The sequence below is a fragment of the Myxococcales bacterium genome, assembly GCA_016717005.1.
Taxonomy (GTDB): Bacteria; Myxococcota_A; Polyangia; order Haliangiales; family Haliangiaceae; genus UBA2376.
This window is the reverse complement of the sequence record JADJUF010000007.1, coordinates 536,435-553,238: the sequence shown is the minus strand read 5'-3', so window position 1 is coordinate 553,238 and position 16,804 is coordinate 536,435. Positions and strand designations below refer to the sequence as shown.

Below are 16,804 nucleotides of genomic sequence, written 5' to 3'. Positions count from 1 at the left end.
TCACTTCTCCCGGGACGCGGTGGCCTCGGCCACGGTCACGAGCGCGGCCCGGGCCGCGCCCTCGGGCAGGACCGCGAGCGCGTCGATCGCGCGGGCGATGCGGCCGGCCGCCTCGGCCCGGGCCTCGGCCAGCGCGCCGGTCGCGGCGACGCGCGCGGCGATCGCCAGGTGGCGCGTGCGCTGCAGCTCGAGCCCGGCGTCGGCGTCGCCGATCGCGTCGGCCACGAGCGCGCGCAGCTCGCGATCGCGCGGCAGCGCCAGCAAGAGCGGCAGGGTCAGCTTGCCCTCGCGCAGATCGGTGTAGAGCGCCTTGCCGGTCACGGCGACGTCGCCGGCGAAGTCGAGGCAGTCGTCGACGATCTGGAAGCCGACGCCGAGATCGGCGCCGTAGGCCTCGAGCGCGGCGACGACCGTCGGCGCGCAGCCGCCGGCGCGGGCGCCCGCGCCCATCGCCCAGCGGAACAGGGCCGCGGTCTTGCCCTCGGCCACGCGCAGGTAGTCGCCGACGTCGCCGTCGATGTGGCCGCGGCGCTCGAGCTGGAGCGACTCGGCCAGGATCATCTCCTCGATGATCGCGAGCATGCCGTCGAGCAGGACCAGGTCGCCGGTGGTGCGGATCCGCCGCAGCGCCTCGACCAGGAGCCAGTCGCCGGCGAAGATCGACGCGGCGTTGCCGTAGACCACGCGCGCGCTCGGCTGGCCGCGGCGGCTGTCGCCGACGTCGACGACGTCGTCGTGGAGCAAGGTCGCGGTGTGGACCAGCTCGACCGCGATCGCGAGCTGGCGGGCGTCGTCGCCGAAGCCGGTGCCGCACTTCGCGGCCAGCGCCACGCACATCGGCCGCAGGTGCTTGCCGCCGAGATCGAGCAGGTGGTGGGCCGCGGCCTGGACCGCGCGCACGCCGCGCGGCACCGTCGCGAGCGCGCGATCGAAGTCGCGCAGCTCGCCGCCGATGAAGCGATCGAGCTCGCCCAGCCGCTGCGCCAGGTCAGTGGCGCCACGGGCCTCGCACACGCCCTGGAGCTGGGTCATGAGCACGCGCGGCGGCGTCGGGCGGAGTTCCGCGGATGGGGTGGCGGCGAGGGTCATCAGCGGCTCCTGGGGTGGGCGAACCTGCATCATTGATGCAGTCAGAAGTTTCAAAGATTCATGAAATCTCCGAATCCTGCAAGGACAGGACCGATCTGAGTGTCTATGTAACTAAAATTGCTCGATCTGAAGCTCGATCCCTACCTCGCCCAAGGCCGCCGGCATCCCCATCGCTGCCGGTCGCCATCCCCCTGCCTCCCGGGCGCCGACGTATGATCGTGGCGATGCAACGGTCGCGGCCGACACGGGGCCCGCGCGTGGTGGCGCGCTGTCGGGTCGAGTTCGAGCGGCTCGATCGCCGGGTCGTGGCCGAGTCCGAGGACCTCTCGCGCCGCGGCGTGTTCGTGCGCACCGACGAGCTGTTGCCGGCCGGCGCGGTCACCGAGCTCGATCTGACGCTGCCCGACGGCGTGACCTTCCGGGTGTTCGCGCGGGTCGCGCACCTGCTGGCGCCGTCGGCGGCGCGCGCGCTCGGCCGCCACGTGGGCATGGGCTTCGAGTTCCTCGAGGTCGAGGGCGGGGCCGACGTGCTGGCGCGCTACCTCGACGATCTGATCGAGGAGCTGACCCCGCCGCCGACCCCGGTCGCCGACGTGCTCCACCTGGTGCTGGCCGAGCCGAGCGCGCCGCTGCGGGCGCGCATGGCGACGGCGCTCACGGCGGCCGGCTTCATCATCGAGGAGTTCGGCGACGGCGCCGCCGCCTACGCCGCGTGCGCCGAGCGCTGCCCCGACGGCGTGCTCACGGCCGCGGCCATGGCCGGGCTCGACGGCCCGAGCCTGATCCGCTCGCTGGCGCTGCACCCGCGGCTGGCCCACGTGCCGGTCGTGATGGTGTCCGACGACGCCTCCGACCTGACCCGGCTCGAGGCGTTCCGCCTCGGCGTGCGCGACTACATCACGCGGCCGTTCCTCGACGAGGAGCTGGTGATCCGCGTCCGCCGCGCGACCGCGCTGGCGCCGCGCGGCCTGGCCGAGAGCGCGATGGTGCGCGGCGACCTGTCGGAGATCTCGGTGGCGACGCTCCTGGCGCTGTTCGAGTTCGAGCGCAAGTCCGGCGTGCTCGTGGTCGTCGACGCCGCCCGCGCGGCCCGGCTGTTCGTCGCCGCCGGCCGTGTGGTCAAGGTCGAGGCGAACCCGGCCGACGACGCGCCGCGGCTGCGCCTGATGGCGGTCCTCGACTGGACCCGCGGCCACTTCGAGTTCACCGGCTGCGAGGTGGTCGGCGCCGATGAGATCGGCCTGCCGACCACGCAGCTCCTGCTCGAGCACGCGCGGGTGCGCGACGAGAGCGCGCGGCCGCCGTCGCAGTAGGTCGCACCGCCGTCGCACGGCGTCGCGCCGCTCGACGAGGAATCACGATCGACCGACCGCGGTTGTTCGCGTGTCCACCGGCGCCGCGACCGGCGCATCCTCGAGACACATGTCGCTGCGCACGCCCCTCCTGCTCGTCGCCGTCGCCGCCGTCGCCACCACCGCGACCGCCGCGGCCCAGCCGCCGCTGCGCGCCACCGAGGCGGTCCGCCGCGCCGGCGCGATCGCGGTCGACGGGCACCTCGACGACGCCGGCTGGCGCGGCGTGCCGATCGCGTCCGACTTCTGGCAGCGGTCGCCCAAGGAGGGCCAGCCCCCGGGGCACCAGACCGAGTTCCAGATCGTCTACGACGATCAGGCGATCTACGTCGGGGTGCGCGCCCACGACGACGACCCCGGCGCGATCCGGCGGCTCTTGCACCGGCGCGATCAGGACTCGCACGCCGACTGGATCGGCGTGATGATCGACTCGTACCACGACCGCCGGACCGCGTTCGGCTTCGCGCTCAACGCCGCGGGCGTCCAGCGCGACGTGCTCATGTACGACGACACCAACGAGGACGGCAGCTGGGACGCGGTCTGGTCGGGCGCGACCTCGGTCGACGCGACCGGGTGGACCGCCGAGTTCCGGATCCCGCTCGGGCAGCTGCGCTTCTCCGAGGACGATCGCCCCTGGGGCGTCCAGGTGATGCGCTACGTCGGCCGCTCGGGCGAGCAGGACATGTGGTCGCCGTCGCCGCGCTCGAGCCCGGGGTTCGTGAGCAAGTTCGGCGAGCTCGGCGGCGTGCGCGGCGTGCGCGGCGGCCGCCGCATCGAGCTCCTGCCGTACGTGACCGGCGGCCTGGCGCGGGCGCCCCACGACGCCGGCGATCCGTTCCACGACGGCGTCGATCCCCGCTACGGCGTCGGGCTCGACGCGAAGCTCGGCCTGACCTCGGCGGTGACCGCGGCGATCACCGTCAACCCCGACTTCGGCCAGGTCGAGGCCGATCCGTCGCAGGTCAACCTGTCGGCCAACGAGAGCTACTTCGCCGAGAAGCGGCCGTTCTTCGTCGAGGGCACCGAGATCTTCCAGTTCGGGATCGGCCAGGGCGACGGCCCGGGCGCGTCGGACACGCTGTTCTACTCGCGCCGGATCGGCGCCGCGCCCCACGGCGAGCTCGACGGCGAGTTCGTCGACGCACCCACCGGCACGACGATCTACGGCGCCGCCAAGGTCAGCGGCAAGACCGCGGGCGGCTGGTCGCTGGGCGTGCTCGACGCGGTCACCGGCGAGGAGTCCGCCACCGCGGTCGACGGGGTCGGCGCGCGCGCCGAGGGGGTGGTCGAGCCCCTGACCAACTACGGCCTGGTCCGGGTCAAGAAGGACCTGCGCGGCGGCAAGACCACCGTCGACGCGGCGCTGACCAGCGTGGCCCGGCGGCTCGGCGGCACCGGCCTCGGCGACGAGCTCCACGATCAGGCGGTCACCGGCGGCGTGGCGGTGTCGCACAAGTTCGCCGACGAGGAGTGGATGCTCCGGGCCCGCGCGGTCGGGTCGTGGGTGCACGGCTCGCCGGCGGCGATCGAGGCCACCCAGACCAGCTTCCGGCACCTGTACCAGCGCCCTGACGCCGACCACCTCGCGGTCGACCCGACCCGCACCAGCCTCACCGGCGCCGGCCTGGTCTGGGACCTCGGCAAGAACGGCGGCGCGCGCTGGCGCTACGGGCTCGGCGGCGACGTCCGCACCGCTGGCTTCGAGGCCAACGACCTGGGCTTCCACGGCCCGGTCGACAGCGCCGTGCAGTGGGCCTACCTGGCGCGGTTCGACGACGAGCCCGGCGATCGGGTGCTGTCGTGGCGCGTCAACACCAACGCCTGGGTCTACGGCAACCTCGCGCCCGAGCTGTTCGGGTACGGCGGCAACGTCAACGGCAACATCCAGTTCACCAGCTTCTGGAGCGTCTTCGGCGGCGCCGGGATCGACAACAACCTGGTCGACCCGGGCGGCACCCGCGGCGGCCCGGCGCTCGCCACCGATCCGGTCGGCCACATCTTCGGCGGCTTCAGCAGCGACGGGCGCAAGGCGGTCTCGCTCGAGGGCAGCTTCGGCCTGCACCGCAACTGGGCCGCGGACGACTTCCAGGGCTCGGCCGAGCTCGGCGTCAACGTCCAGGCCCGCTCGAACGTCGAGCTGTTCGTCGGCCCGAGCTACGCGACCGGCACGTCGCACGATCAGTTCGTCGAGGAGGCGGTCGCCGACGACGGCAGCTCGCGCTACGTCTTCGGCCGGATCGCCCAGGAGACCCTGGCGCTGACCGTGCGCGGGTCGTGGACGTTCACCCCCGATCTCAGCCTGCAGCTCTACGCCCAGCCGTTCGTGGCCGCCGGGGCCTACAGCGAGCTCAAGACCGCCGGCGCCACCCGCGCCGCCGCGCACGACGACCGGTTCGTGCCGTACCAGCCGGGCGACCTCACCCTGATGGACGACGTCTACGTCGTCGATCGCGATCGCGACGGTGCCCCCGACTACGCGTTCAGCCTGCCCGACTTCGACGTGCGCGAGCTGCGCTCGACGGTGGTGCTGCGCTGGCAGTTCCGGCCCGGCTCGTCGGCGTTCTTCATCTGGAGCCACGGCCAGAGCGACGCGATCGCCGACGGCCGGTTCCAGCTCGGCCGCGACCTCGAGGCGCTGGTGTCGGCCGCCAGCGACGACGTCGTGATGATCAAGGCCAATTACTGGATGGGGCTGTGACGCGCGGGCGCGGGGTTTCCCGATCGCCATGAGCTGCTACGTTTCTGCAGATGAAGCGGTGGATCGTCCCGACCCTGCTGGTGGCCGCGGTGGCGGCCGCGGTGATCTTCTATCGTGACAACCGCGCGCTGCGGCGCCAGCTGGCCCAGCGCCCGAGCGCGGCCGCCGACCCCTGGCAGGGCGGGGCCGCCGCGCCGGCCGAGGCGACCGGTCCGTCGTCGTCGCCGCTGGCCGGGCTGCTCGGGCGTCGCCTGGCCGGATCCGGCCCCGCGCCCAAGCTCGAGCCCGCGCCGGCCGAGGGGCGGCTCGATCGCCGCCTGCGTCGGCAAGAGCAGATGGCGGCGCTCCTGGGCCGCGACCCCGGTGAGAGCGAGGAGGCGTACAAGGCCCGGGTGCTGCCGCTGATCGAGCTGGCGCTGGGCGGACGTCGCGCGGATCTCGACCAGCTGCGCAAGAACGTCGAGGCCGCGGCCGGCGTCACCGACGCCCAGCGGGCCGAGCTCGACGCCGCGTTCTCATCTGTGTACGACGAGGTGGTCGCGTTCACCGACGCCGCGGTCGCCGACGGCTCGTTGACCCCGTACGACCGGAACGTCAAGGGGTTGCTCCAGTACGCCGGCGGCCTGGGCTCGATCCTCGAGGGGGCCGAGGGGCGCGTCGGCTCGATCCTCAGCGCCGACCAGGTGCGGTCGATCCACGGGTCCGGGTTCGAGTGGGGCGAGTACCTGGGCGTGATGGCACCGTGGGAGCGTCTCCAGGCGCCGCCGCCGCGGCCGTAGCACCGGCGCCGCGGGGCGTCGGTGGACCAAAACTTGCGTACCCACCCAGGGACCGCGATATAACCCCACCACGGTCCCTCGTGAGCCAGACTCGCAATAGCGGCACGCTCGTCCTGGTGGCGCCCATCGATCAGCCTGAGCGGCCGACGTCGACGGGGGAGGCCTGCCTCGTGCTGTTGCACCCGCCCGGGCCTGACATCGGGCGTCGGACCGGACTCGCCAAGTCGCTGTACATCATCGGGCGCGACACCGACGCCGACCTGGTGATCAGCCGGTCGGCGGTGTCCCGCCACCACGCCCAGCTGGTGCGCGAGGCCGACGGCTCGTGGTGGGCGGTCGACCTGGGCTCGACCAACGGCACCTTCGTCAACGAGCAGCGGGTCCAGCGGCAGCCGCTCGCCGACGGCGATCAGGTGCGGTTCGGCGACGCGATCTTCAAGTTCCTGTCGGGCGCCAACATCGAGAGCGCCTACCACGAAGAGATCTACCGGATGACCATCCTCGATGGGCTCACCGGGATCCACAACAAGCGCTACTTCCTCGAGTTCGTCGACCGCGAGCTGGCCGGCGCCAAGCGCCACGGCCACGCGCTGTCGCTGGTCATGTTCGATCTCGACTTCTTCAAGAAGGTCAACGACGAGCACGGCCACCTGGCCGGCGATCAGGTGCTCAAGGAGGTCAGCGCGCGGCTCAAGACCCGCATGCGCCGCGAGGACCTGTTCGCGCGCTACGGCGGCGAGGAGTTCGCGTGCGTGCTGGCGTCGACCGGGCTCGACGGCGCGGTGATCTTCGCCGAGCACGTCCGCAACCTGATGGCCGAGCGGCCGGTGATCTGGAACGGCACCGCCATCCCGGTCTCGGTCAGCCTGGGCGTCGCGTGCGCGTACAACGAGCCCAACATGGATCCGCCGACGCTGATCAAGCGGGCCGACGACAACCTGTACGCGGCCAAGCGCAACGGCCGCAACCAGGTGGTGCCGTCGCCGCAGTCGCTCGGGTTCCCGGCGCGCTGAGCCGCCGCGGCTTCGTCGCCGCGCCCGGGGCAGGTGCAGGGGGACCCGGAGGTCCGCGGGCACGCCGGGACCACGGCGCGACACGGGTCGAGCGAAAGGGGGCACACGGCTCCGGCTGCGCGCGCCCGGCCCGCGCGCTGCGCGCCGCTGGCGCTGCGGTTTGGCGGTCGCCGCCGCGCCGATCGTGCTAGAAGCCTGGCCCCGTGCTGGGCCTGGATCCTCAGACCGCCGCCGACCTCGGCTGGCCCGCGCTCGTCGACCACTGGGCCGCCCGGTGCGCGACCGGGCGCGGGGCCGAGGCCGTGCGCGCGACGCCCGCGGTGGCCGACCTCGAGGCCGCGCGCGCGCGGATCGCCGCGGTCAGCGAGGCCCGGCACCTGGCGTCGATCGACGCCGCGGTGCCGCTGGGTGGCGTCGCCGAGATCGGCCCGGCGATCGCGCGGGTGCGCAAGGCCGCGGCGCTCGACGCCGTCGAGCTGGTCGCGGTCGGCCACACCGGCCAGGCCCTGGCCCGGGTCCGGCGGCACCTGCGCGTCCACGCCGAGGTCGCGCCGGCGCTGGCCGCGATCGCCGCGGTGATCCCCGACCTCGGCCACGTCTTCCACCCGATCCTCGAGGCCTTCGATCCCGACGGCCGCCTGGTCGATCACGCCAGCCCGGCGCTGGGGCCGCTGCGCAGGTCGGTCGTCGGGCTGACCCACCAGCTCGATCGTCGGATGGAGGAGCTGGTCCACGATCCGCGCTACGCGCCGCTGCTCCAGGACGACTACTACACCCAGCGCGAGGATCGCTACGTGCTGCCGGTGCGCACCGACGGCAAGGGCTTCGTCAAGGGCATCGTCCACGGCACCTCGCAGAGCGGGCAGACGATCTTCATCGAGCCCGAGGAGATCGTCGATCTCAACAACAAGAAGAAGCTGGCCGAGTGCGAGGTCGCCGACGAGGAGCGCCGGATCTTCGCGCGCCTGTCAGGCTGGGTGGCCGAGGAGGCCGACGGCTTCGACGCGGCCATGGGCGCGGTCGGCGAGCTCGACGTGATCGTCGCGGCCGGCGTGCTGGGCGAGGAGCTGATCGCCAGCGCGCCGGTGCTCGATCCGGCCCCGCGGGTCGCGCTCCTGCACGCGCGCCACCCGCTGATGCTCCTGGCCGGGCGCCGCTGCGTCGCGAACGACGTGCAGGTCGTGGCCGGCGGCTGCCTGCTGATCTCGGGCCCCAACGCCGGCGGCAAGACCGTCGCGCTCAAGACCACCGGCCTGTGCGCGCTGATGGCCCGGTGCGGCCTGCACCTGCCGGCCGAGAGCGGCAGCGTGATCGGCTGGTTCACCGACGTGCGCTCGGACATCGGCGACGCCCAGAACCTCGAGGCCAACCTGTCGACGTTCACCGGCCACGTCGCGCGGCTGCGGCAGCTGCTCGCCGACGGCGGCCCCGGCATGCTGGTCCTGATCGACGAGCTCGCGGTCGGCACTGATCCCGATCAGGGCGCGGCGCTGGCCCAGGCGGTGATCGAGGCGCTGGCCGCGCGCGGCGTGACCGCGCTGGTGACGACGCACTACGAGCGGCTCAAGGCCGTGGCCGCGACCGATCCGCGCTACGTCAACGCCTCGGTCGGCTTCGACCTCGAGAAGCTCGAGCCGACGTTCAAGCTGCACCTGGGCGTGCCCGGCAGCTCGGGCGCGCTGATGGTGGCGCGCCGGGTCGGGCTGCCGGCCGAGGTGGTCGATCGCGCGACCGCGCTGGTCGGCGACGTCGGCATGAGCGTCGAGCGGCTGCTGGCGTCGGTGGCCGATCAGCGGCGCCGCCTCGAGGAGGAGCGCGCGGCGCTGCTGGCCGAGCTCGAGGCGGTCGAGGCCGATCGCATGGCCCAGAAGATCGATCGCGATCGCGCGCGCGTGAAGGGCGATCGCGAGCACAGCCGCGCCCACGGCGAGGCGCTGGGCGCGCTGCGCCAGGCCCGAGCCGAGGCCGAGCGCGTGCGCATCGAGCTGCGCAAGAAGGAGCAGGCCGCCAAGCTGGCCGACGTGCAGCAGGCCCGGCGCCAGCTGGTCAAGGTCGGCAGCGAGGTCGCGCGCCACGAGCCCGAGGCCGACCTGCCGCCGGGGCGCCCGGCCGCCGCGCGCGAGCTGGTGATCGGCGCGCCGGTGATCGTGCCGAGCCTGCGCGGGCGCGGCTTCGTCGCGGCCGCGCCCGAGCGCGGCAAGGTCGGCGTGCGGCTCGGCGCGATGCACGCGCTGGTCGACGTCGCCGACGTGCTGATCGACAGCCACCGCCAGGCCCGCGCCGCGCAGCAGGCGACCGCCCGGGCCGAGCCGGCGCCGGCGCCGGCGCTGGCGACCGTCGACGGCAACGATCCCGCGAAGGCCGGCGCGCGCACGCCCACGACCACGCTCGATCTGCGCGGCCAGCGCGTCGACGAGTCGATCGCCAGCCTCGATCGGTTCCTCGACGAGGCCTTGCTGCTCGGCCACGACGCGATCTTCGTCCTGCACGGCCACGGCACCGGCGTGCTGCGCAATGCGGTGCGCCAGCACCTGACGCGGCACCCGGCGGCCAAGTCGTCGCGACCCGGCGAGGGCAGCGAGGGCGGCGACGGCGTGACCGTGGTCGTCCTCAAGGACAGCTGACGTCGGCGCGCGCGGCGCGATCGTCGCGCGGTCGGCGCGGTCGGCGCGGTCGGCGCGCGTGCGGCGCGTGTGCGGCGCGGTCGGCGCGCGTGCGGCGCGGTCGGCGCGCGTGCGCGGCGCGCGTATGCGGTCGCGGGTGCGTTGTGGTCGTCGCGCGGCGGCGGTGTGGGCGACGCACCGACGGCGTGGGGCGACGCGGTGTGCCGAGCTGTCCTGGCGCGCCCACCCGCCGGCCACCCGAGCGACCAGCGCGGGCCTTGCGGATCACGGGCTTGCGCGGTCTGACCGGGGTGCCACGACATCACTGTCGGTGTGCGTGCGCGGTGCGACCGCGCAGGTGTCGCAGCGACTGGTCGCACCGCACGCAAGATCGTCATCGGGCGTGGACGATTGAGCGCGAGTCGGCGACGTTGTCGTCGGCAACCGCACGGAGCCGCGACGATCGAACCAGGTTCGGACGCCGAAGTGCCGTTGGTCCGCCGTTCGCATAGAGCGCTCGGCATGAACACGCAACGCCTCGATCAGATCGTCCGTCGTCAGCGCAGCCGTGGCACCCGCGATGTGGTGCTCGCGGTGGGCGTGACGCTGCTGGTGACGCTGGGCCTCGGCGCGCTGGCGGCGAGCGCGCGCGGTGCCGGCTTTGCGCCGGCGCCGACCTCGATCACCCGCTGAGCGGCCCGCTACGGCAGCAGCGGCTGCCCCAGCGTCTCGCCCAGGTTGACCAGGAGCGAGCGCAGCATCGGCGCGGACATGCCGCGCGCGATGAAGACCAGGCGGGTGCGGTGATCGTCGTCGGGCCAGGCCGCGAGCGGTCGGGCCGGATGGACGACGTGGCCGACGGTGTGGATCACCATCGGCCCGGGCTCGCCGACCGCCGCGACCAGCCCCTTCACGCGCAAGAGCGCGCCGCCGTGGATCTGGGTCATCAGCGACAGCCACAGCGCCAGCGGCCCGAGGCGCACCGGCGCCTCGAAGCACGCGACCGACGTGATGACGTCGGCGTGCGTGCGGGCCTCGCCGCCGAGCAGCGGCCGCGCGGTCGCGGCCCGGAGCCAGCGCGCGAGCCCGGCGCCGTCGTCGGCGTGCACCGCCGCGAGCTCGGCCACCACCGCCGGGTCGATCGCGCCGTCGACCGCGCGCACCAGCGGCGCCGCGCCGTTGCGCGTGCGCACCGCGGCCTCGACCGCGGCCACGGTCGCGTCGTCGGCCAGATCGACCTTGCTGATGATCACGCGATCGGCCAGCGCCACCTGGCTCACCGCCTCGCGGTGTCGCGCCAGCGTGCCGACGCCGTCGACGCCGTCGACCACCGTCACCACCGCGGCCGGGTGGTACGCGCGCGCGAGCAGCGGGTGCTGGACCAAGGTCGCGATCACGCCGGTGGGATCGGCGACGCCGGACGTCTCGAGCACGACCCGATCGATCGCCGGCAGCTCGCCGCGGTCGAGCTGCGCCCGCAGCTCGGCCAGGGCCCGCACCAGGTCGCCGGCGACCGTGCAGCACACGCAGCCGCTGCCCAGCACCCGCGCGTCGCCGCGCACCGCGCGCACCAGGTGGTGATCGATCGCGACCGCGCCGACCTCGTTGATCAGCACCGCGGCGCCGGCCAGGGCCGGCTCGCCGAGCAGGCGGTTGAGCAGCGTGGTCTTGCCGGCGCCGAGGAACCCGGTCAGCACCGTGACCGGCAGGCGGGGCGGGGCGCTCATGCCGCCTGGGTAGCGCGGCGCGATCGGCGCCGCAAGGGGCACGGCGGCGGCGGCGTGCTACGTGGCGGGGGTGTGGTTCGTCATGCTCGCCGTCGCGCTGGCGCTGATCGTCGTCGCCGGCCTGTACCTGCGGCGCCGCCTCGGCGAGGCGCTGGCCACGCTCGGGCGCGGGCCGCGCGCGGTGCGGGTCGCGCGCGCGCTGACCGCGTGGCTCCTGTTCGGCTACCCGCTGGTGATGGTGGTCGCGGTCGCGGTCACGCTCGCGACCGGCGCCGCGACCATGCCGCGGTTCGACGGGCCGCTGGCCACCTGGCTGCTGGTGTACCCGTTCTTCGTGGCGGTGCTGATCCTGGGCCAGGCGCTGCCGTGGCTGGGCGCGATCGAGCTCGGGCACTACCTCTGGCGGCGCCGGCGCGGACCGGCGCGGGCCGGGCGGGCCCGGGCCTGGGCGGTGATCGCGGTGATCGCGGCGTTCGCGATCTACACGCCGGCGCGGATCGTGCTCGAGCGCGACGCGCTGCGGGTGCGGCACTACCGGCTGGGGCCGGGCGCCGCCAGCGCCGGGGCCGGGTTCCGGATCGTCTTCCTGGCGGACCTGCAACAAGATCGCCAGACCGACCGCGCGCGCGCGGCCCAGGTCGTCGGGCTGGCCAACGCCGCCGGCGCCGACCTCGTGCTGGCCGGTGGCGACTGGATCAACACCGGGCCCGACTACATCGCCGCGGCCGCGGCCAGCGCCGGCGCGCTGCGCAGCCGCCTGGGCACGTTCTCGGTCGTCGGCGACCACGAGCACTTCGCCTACGTCGATCGCGCGCGCAGCGTGCGCGAGGTCGAGGCGGCGCTGGCCGAGCACGGCGTGTCGATGGTCCGCGACCAGGTCCGGTGGTTCACGCACCAGGGCCGCCGCATCGGGGTCCTGTTCCTCGAGCACAACTACCTGACCCGCACCGACGGCGCCACGATCGACGCCGGCCTGGCGGCGCTGGCCGGCGCTGACTTCGCGATCGTGGTCACCCACCAGTTCGACGCCGCGATCGCGGCCCGGGTCCGCGGCCGGGTCGATCTGGTCCTGGCTGGCCACACCCACGGCGGACAGCTCAACCCGGTGTTGGGCCTGGTGCACGTGTCGCCGGCGCGGATCGAGACGCCCTACGTCGACGGGCGCTCCCAGCTCGGAGCGACCACGGTGATCGTCACCGCCGGCATCGGCTACTCGCTGGTGCCGTTCCGGTACGCGTCGCCGCCCTCGCTCGAGGTGATCGACCTGGTGTGGTAGCGGTCACCGCGGCCGCGCGCGCGTGGGGCCGGGCGACGTGGCGGTGGCCGTCGGGCGGCGGTGGCCGCCGAAGCCGCGCGCGCGGGCGTCGTCGAACTCGTGATCGATCCCGATCATCGCCGGGATCCCGTCGATCCGAGGTCACTTGCTCGTGAGCGTCAGCGTCGCGCGATCGTCGGTGACCTCGTCGATCGGCGCGCCCGGGCCCAGGTGGAACTGGGCGTGGGTGCTCTGGGTCGACGTGAGCTCGCCCGACAGCGGTAGCGGCGCGACCGACGTCACGACGACCGTGCCCTTGACCGAGCGGACGATGCCGATCAGCTCCGCCGTCGCGCCCGCCGGCAGCCCCGGCACGTCGAGCAGCTGGCGCTCGGCCAGGCGGGTGAGGTCGACCTCGACGGTGTGGCGATCGCCCTCGACCGCGGCCAGCTTGTAGGTCGCGGTCTGCTTGAAGTACGCGCCGCCGACCCGCAGGAGCGTGACGACCCGCCAGCGCGCGCCCGGGCCGATCGGCTCGTCGGGCCACGGCACCGCCAGCGCCAGCCAGCGCTGGACCAGCTCGTCGGTGGCGAGCTCGTCGTCGGCGCGCTTGCGATCGGGATCGTCGACGAACGTGATCGGTCCCAGCCGGCCGCGGGCGTCGGCGGCGATCGCCACCCGGCGGCGCTCGAGCAGCACGCGCCAGCGCGCGGTCACGTCGTCGGTGCTGGCCCGGATGGCGGGCGCGGCGTCGGCGACCGTGCCCTCGAGGCCGCGCAGCACGAGCGTCGGGCTGGCGCCGGCCTCGACGCTGATCCCGAAGCCGTCGGTGATCGCCGGCAGCTCGGTCGGGCCGTACCAGGCGCCGTCGCGATAGCCGTGGACCGTGATCGCGGCGCGCACGGTCAGCGTGCGCTCGGGCGCGGGCGTGGTCAGGTAGCGCCGGACCGTGCGCGGCGGATCGCCGGTCTCGAGCACGGTGGTCCGCAGCTCCTGCGGCATCGGCGGGTGCGGCTCGTCGGGGCGCAGCGGCGTCGCGCCGAGATCGTGGACGACCGGTCCCGCGACGGCGGCGTCGGCCGGCGGCGGCGTTGCGGCGGCCCGGCGCTTGCTGCCGCACCCGGCGACCGCGCTGGCGAGCGCCAGCGCGAAGGTCGCGCGGCGCGCTACTCCTGGCACGTGCGCATGCATGCGTCGAGGCCTGCGACCATGCCGAGCAGCTCGGGCAGCTGCACGTTGCTGTCCGGGCACGGCAGGCTGGCGAGCTGGTTGACGCACTGGCTGGCCGAGGCTGGATCGAACTGCGGGCAGCCGGTCGACATCGCCAGGCCGCTGGCGGTCAGCTGCTTGAGCTCCTCGCAGATGCCCGAGGCGCTGGGGCCGCCCCAGCACGTCGCCAGGCGCTGACAGCCGACGTCGACCGCGCGGGTCACGAACTCGTCGGCCGACGTGATCGAGCCGCCGCCAGCCGCGGGCGGCGTCGGCACGCGCGGCGGTTGCGGTGCGCCGCCGCCAGGATCGATGTCGGGCGGCGGCGCCTGCGGGACCGGCTGGAGCTGATCGGGATCGGGCGCGCGGCCCGAGCCCTTCCACGGATCGGTGGGGAGCTGATCGGTCTGCATGCGGTCGGGCGCCGGGCCCAGCGCGCGCCGGCGGCGGGCCTTGGGATCCTCGCCGCCGAAGACCAGCACCGCGACGCTGACGACGATCGCGACCGCGGCCAGGGCCGCCACCAGCAGCGGCCAGCGGCGCCGCCAGGAGGCCCGGCGCGGCGCGACCAGCGGCTGCGCGATCATCACCGGCGGCGGCGCGGCGGTGGCCACCGCCGGCAGCCCGCTCGCCGGGCTCGGCGCCGCCGTCGGCGGGCCCGAGGGCAACCCCGGGGCCGGGCCCGATGGTGCTGGCGCCAGCGCGCCGAGCTGGATCACCGAGCCGATCGCCGCGGTCGCCCCACCGCGAGCAGCGACGAGGTCGGCCTTGCAGTGCTTGCAGCGCCCGGCGATCGGATGGATCGCACCACCGCACGCCGGACAGGACACGCGAACCTCGGCCAGGGCTGGTTGTGCCATCGTCTCAGGTCCAATGTGCCAGGCCCCACCCCCAGCCGCAACCCGGCCGTCACGACCGCCAGGGCTTGCGCGGCGGTGGGGGCGCTCTACAGTGGGCGGCTCATGGGTCGCGCCAAGCCGTTGCCGCCGCCGCGCCTGGTCCGCCACGAGGTCGCGGTCGCCGGGCTCGACCCGCGCCACGACGGCGTGGTGATCGCGCACCTGTCCGACATCCACGTCGGCAACCTGACGCCGGCCAGCCACGTGCGCGCGGCGATCGAGCTGGCCAACGACGCCGCCCCGGACGTGGTCGCGCTCACCGGCGACTACGTGTGCTGGCGCAAGCACGAGGTCGGGCTGGTGCGCGACCAGCTCGGCGGCCTGCGCGCGACCCGGGTCGCGGCCACGCTCGGCAACCACGACTACTTCACCGACGCCCGCGGCGTGCGCGCGGCGCTGGCCGGCCACGGCTACGACGTCCTCGACAACCAGCACACCCGGTTCGACGTGCGCGGCGCGCCGCTGACGCTGGTCGGCATCGACGACCCCATCACCCACCACGACGACGCCGACGGCGCCTTCGCTGGGGTGGGCGCGCGCGCCGACGGCACCACCGTCGCCTTGTGCCACGATCCCGAGCTGGCGCCCGAGCTGGTCGCGCGCGGCGCGCGCCTGGTGCTCTCGGGGCACATGCACGGCGGGCAGATCTACCTGCGCGGCGTCACCGATCGGATCATCGCGCGCATGGGTCGCACGTTCCGGCGCGGCTTCTACCCGATCGATGACGGCCACCTGTACGTGACGCCCGGGGTCGGCTTCTCGGGCGTGCGCGTGCGCGTCGGCGAGGGCACCGCCTCCGAGGTCGCGGTGTTCACGCTGCGAGCCGCGTGATGGCGGTCGACGGTCCGTTGCTGGGCGGCCGCTGGCGGCTGGGCGCCGCGCTCGGGCACGGCAGCCAGGCCCAGACGTTCCTCGCGGTCGAGGTCGCGCGCCGGGTCGAGGTCGTGGTCAAGCGGGTCAAGCTCGGCGCCGGCTGGAAGAGCTTCGAGCTGCACGAGCGCGAGACCAAGGTGCTCGGCCAGCTGCGCCACGCCGGCATCCCGCGGCTGCACGCCGCGTTCGAGGAGCCGCCCGGCACGTTCAACCTGATCATGCAGCGCATGCCCGGCACCGATCTGCGGGCCTTGGTCGGCAAGCAGCGGCTGAGCGAGCTCGAGCTGAAGGACATCCTGGTGCGCGGGCTCGAGATCCTCGACTACCTCGCGACCCGCACGCCGCCGGTCGTGCACCGCGACGTCAAGCCGTCGAACCTGGTGCGCGATCGCGACGGCACGCTCGCGCTGGTCGACTTCGGCGGCGTCGCCGACGGGGCGTCGGCCGGCGGCTCGACGCTGGTCGGCACCTACGGCTACATGGCGCCCGAGCAGCTCCACGGCCAGGTCACGCCCGCGACCGATCTCTACAGCCTCGGCGCGACCATCGTCGCCCTGGCCGGCGGCACCGAGCCCGAGGACGTGCCCCGCAAGGGCCTGACGATGGATCTCGCCAAGCACCTGCCGGCGATGAGCAAGCCGCTGCGCGCGGCGCTGGCCGCGATGGTCGAGCCCGATCCCGACAAGCGGCCCGCGCGCCCGCGCGACGTCCTGGCCATGCTCGCGCGCGCGCCCGAGCCCGAGCCGCTGCCGGCGCCGCGCCCGGCGGCGACGGCGCTGACCGCGCCGACCTCGCGCGCGCTGGCGCGGCCGGTGTTCGTCGACGTGCCCGAGCCGCTGCGCATGGCCCTGCGGATCGCGCTGCTCGGCACCGCCGCCGGCGGCTGGCTCGCGCTCGCGATCCTGGCGCTGACCGTGCGCGCGCTCGGCGGCGCGCTGGGGCTGGTGTCCGGCCGCGGCCGTCGCCCCGCGGTCCGGGCCGCCACCGCCGACGTCGCCGGCGTGCTCACCGACGGCCAGGACGGCTTCGGCGACCTGGCCCGCCGCTCGGTCGCCCGCGCGCGGCGGTAGCGTCGCGGTTCAGCGGGCGGTCGGTCAGCGGCGCGGTCGGTCAGCGGCGCCGACTGTCCTCCGGGGTGGCGGTAGCGGCGGTAGATCAGCTGCGCGTCGTCGGGGCGGGCTTCGTCGGGGCGGGCTTCGTCGGCACGGGCTTGGTCGGGGGGGGCTGCGTCGGCACGGGCTTCGTGGGGGCGGCCTTCCTGGGGGGCGGGCTTCGTCGGGGCGGGCTTCGTCGGGGCGGGCTTCGTC

General features: G+C 74.7%; 13 protein-coding genes. 9 read left to right on the top strand and 4 right to left on the bottom strand.

The features are described 5' to 3' along the window. Complete coding sequence (locus IPL61_09235; GenBank protein MBK9031503.1) at positions 1 to 1,032, bottom strand: polyprenyl synthetase family protein; 1,032 nt, start codon at positions 1,030 to 1,032, stop codon at positions 1 to 3. 281 nt (positions 1,033 to 1,313) lie between these two features. Here IPL61_09235 and IPL61_09230 point away from each other — a divergent pair, with 281 nt between their 5' ends. The 6 genes from IPL61_09230 to IPL61_09205 all read left to right on the top strand — a co-directional run bounded on the left by IPL61_09230 (position 1,314) and on the right by IPL61_09205 (position 10,227). Next, entirely contained in the window at positions 1,314 to 2,402 is a 1,089-nt protein-coding gene (locus IPL61_09230) for a DUF4388 domain-containing protein (protein ID MBK9031502.1), read from the top strand. Between the two features lie 109 nt (positions 2,403 to 2,511). Continuing rightward, positions 2,512 to 5,139, top strand: a complete 2,628-nt coding sequence (locus IPL61_09225; protein ID MBK9031501.1) for a carbohydrate binding family 9 domain-containing protein — start codon at positions 2,512 to 2,514, stop codon at positions 5,137 to 5,139. A gap of 50 nt (positions 5,140 to 5,189) precedes the next feature. Beyond that, positions 5,190 to 5,918, top strand: a complete 729-nt coding sequence (locus IPL61_09220) for a hypothetical protein (protein ID MBK9031500.1) — start codon at positions 5,190 to 5,192, stop codon at positions 5,916 to 5,918. Positions 5,919 to 5,977: 59 nt separating this feature from the next. Next, positions 5,978 to 6,931 (top strand): GGDEF domain-containing protein, encoded by a 954-nt coding sequence (locus IPL61_09215; GenBank protein ID MBK9031499.1) that lies wholly within the window; start codon positions 5,978 to 5,980, stop codon positions 6,929 to 6,931. Positions 6,932 to 7,134: 203 nt separating this feature from the next. After that, on the top strand, positions 7,135 to 9,555 hold the full coding sequence (locus IPL61_09210; GenBank protein MBK9031498.1) for a Smr/MutS family protein: 2,421 nt from the start codon (positions 7,135 to 7,137) through the stop codon (positions 9,553 to 9,555). A 465-nt stretch (positions 9,556 to 10,020) separates the two neighbouring features. Beyond that, positions 10,021 to 10,227, top strand: a complete 207-nt coding sequence (locus tag IPL61_09205) for a hypothetical protein (GenBank protein MBK9031497.1) — start codon at positions 10,021 to 10,023, stop codon at positions 10,225 to 10,227. Between the two features lie 8 nt (positions 10,228 to 10,235). Here IPL61_09205 and IPL61_09200 read toward each other — a convergent pair whose 3' ends face one another. Beyond that, positions 10,236 to 11,261, bottom strand: a complete 1,026-nt coding sequence (locus IPL61_09200) for a GTP-binding protein (GenBank protein ID MBK9031496.1) — start codon at positions 11,259 to 11,261, stop codon at positions 10,236 to 10,238. 70 nt (positions 11,262 to 11,331) lie between these two features. Between IPL61_09200 and IPL61_09195 the strand changes: the two genes are divergently transcribed. After that, the gene (locus IPL61_09195) at positions 11,332 to 12,537 is read left to right on the top strand and encodes a metallophosphoesterase (GenBank protein MBK9031495.1); all 1,206 of its coding nucleotides are present in this window, start codon (positions 11,332 to 11,334) and stop codon (positions 12,535 to 12,537) included. 141 nt (positions 12,538 to 12,678) lie between these two features. On the opposite strand, the gene IPL61_09190 is transcribed toward IPL61_09195, so the two are convergent. Together IPL61_09190 and IPL61_09185 are read right to left on the bottom strand one after the other, a co-directional pair. After that, positions 12,679 to 13,707 (bottom strand): hypothetical protein, encoded by a 1,029-nt coding sequence (locus IPL61_09190; protein ID MBK9031494.1) that lies wholly within the window; start codon positions 13,705 to 13,707, stop codon positions 12,679 to 12,681. Further along, positions 13,683 to 14,585 carry a hypothetical protein gene (locus tag IPL61_09185; GenBank protein ID MBK9031493.1) on the bottom strand — a complete coding sequence of 301 codons (903 nt, stop codon included), beginning with the start codon at positions 14,583 to 14,585 and terminating at the stop codon, positions 13,683 to 13,685. The genes IPL61_09190 and IPL61_09185 overlap by 25 nt, the downstream gene beginning before the upstream one ends. A 102-nt stretch (positions 14,586 to 14,687) precedes the next feature. Between IPL61_09185 and IPL61_09180 the strand changes: the two genes are divergently transcribed. Then, positions 14,688 to 15,455 (top strand): metallophosphoesterase, encoded by a 768-nt coding sequence (locus IPL61_09180; protein MBK9031492.1) that lies wholly within the window; start codon positions 14,688 to 14,690, stop codon positions 15,453 to 15,455. Then, positions 15,452 to 16,567 (top strand): serine/threonine protein kinase, encoded by a 1,116-nt coding sequence (locus IPL61_09175; protein ID MBK9031491.1) that lies wholly within the window; start codon positions 15,452 to 15,454, stop codon positions 16,565 to 16,567. The genes IPL61_09180 and IPL61_09175 overlap by 4 nt, the downstream gene beginning before the upstream one ends. Positions 16,568 to 16,804 lie beyond the last annotated feature (237 nt).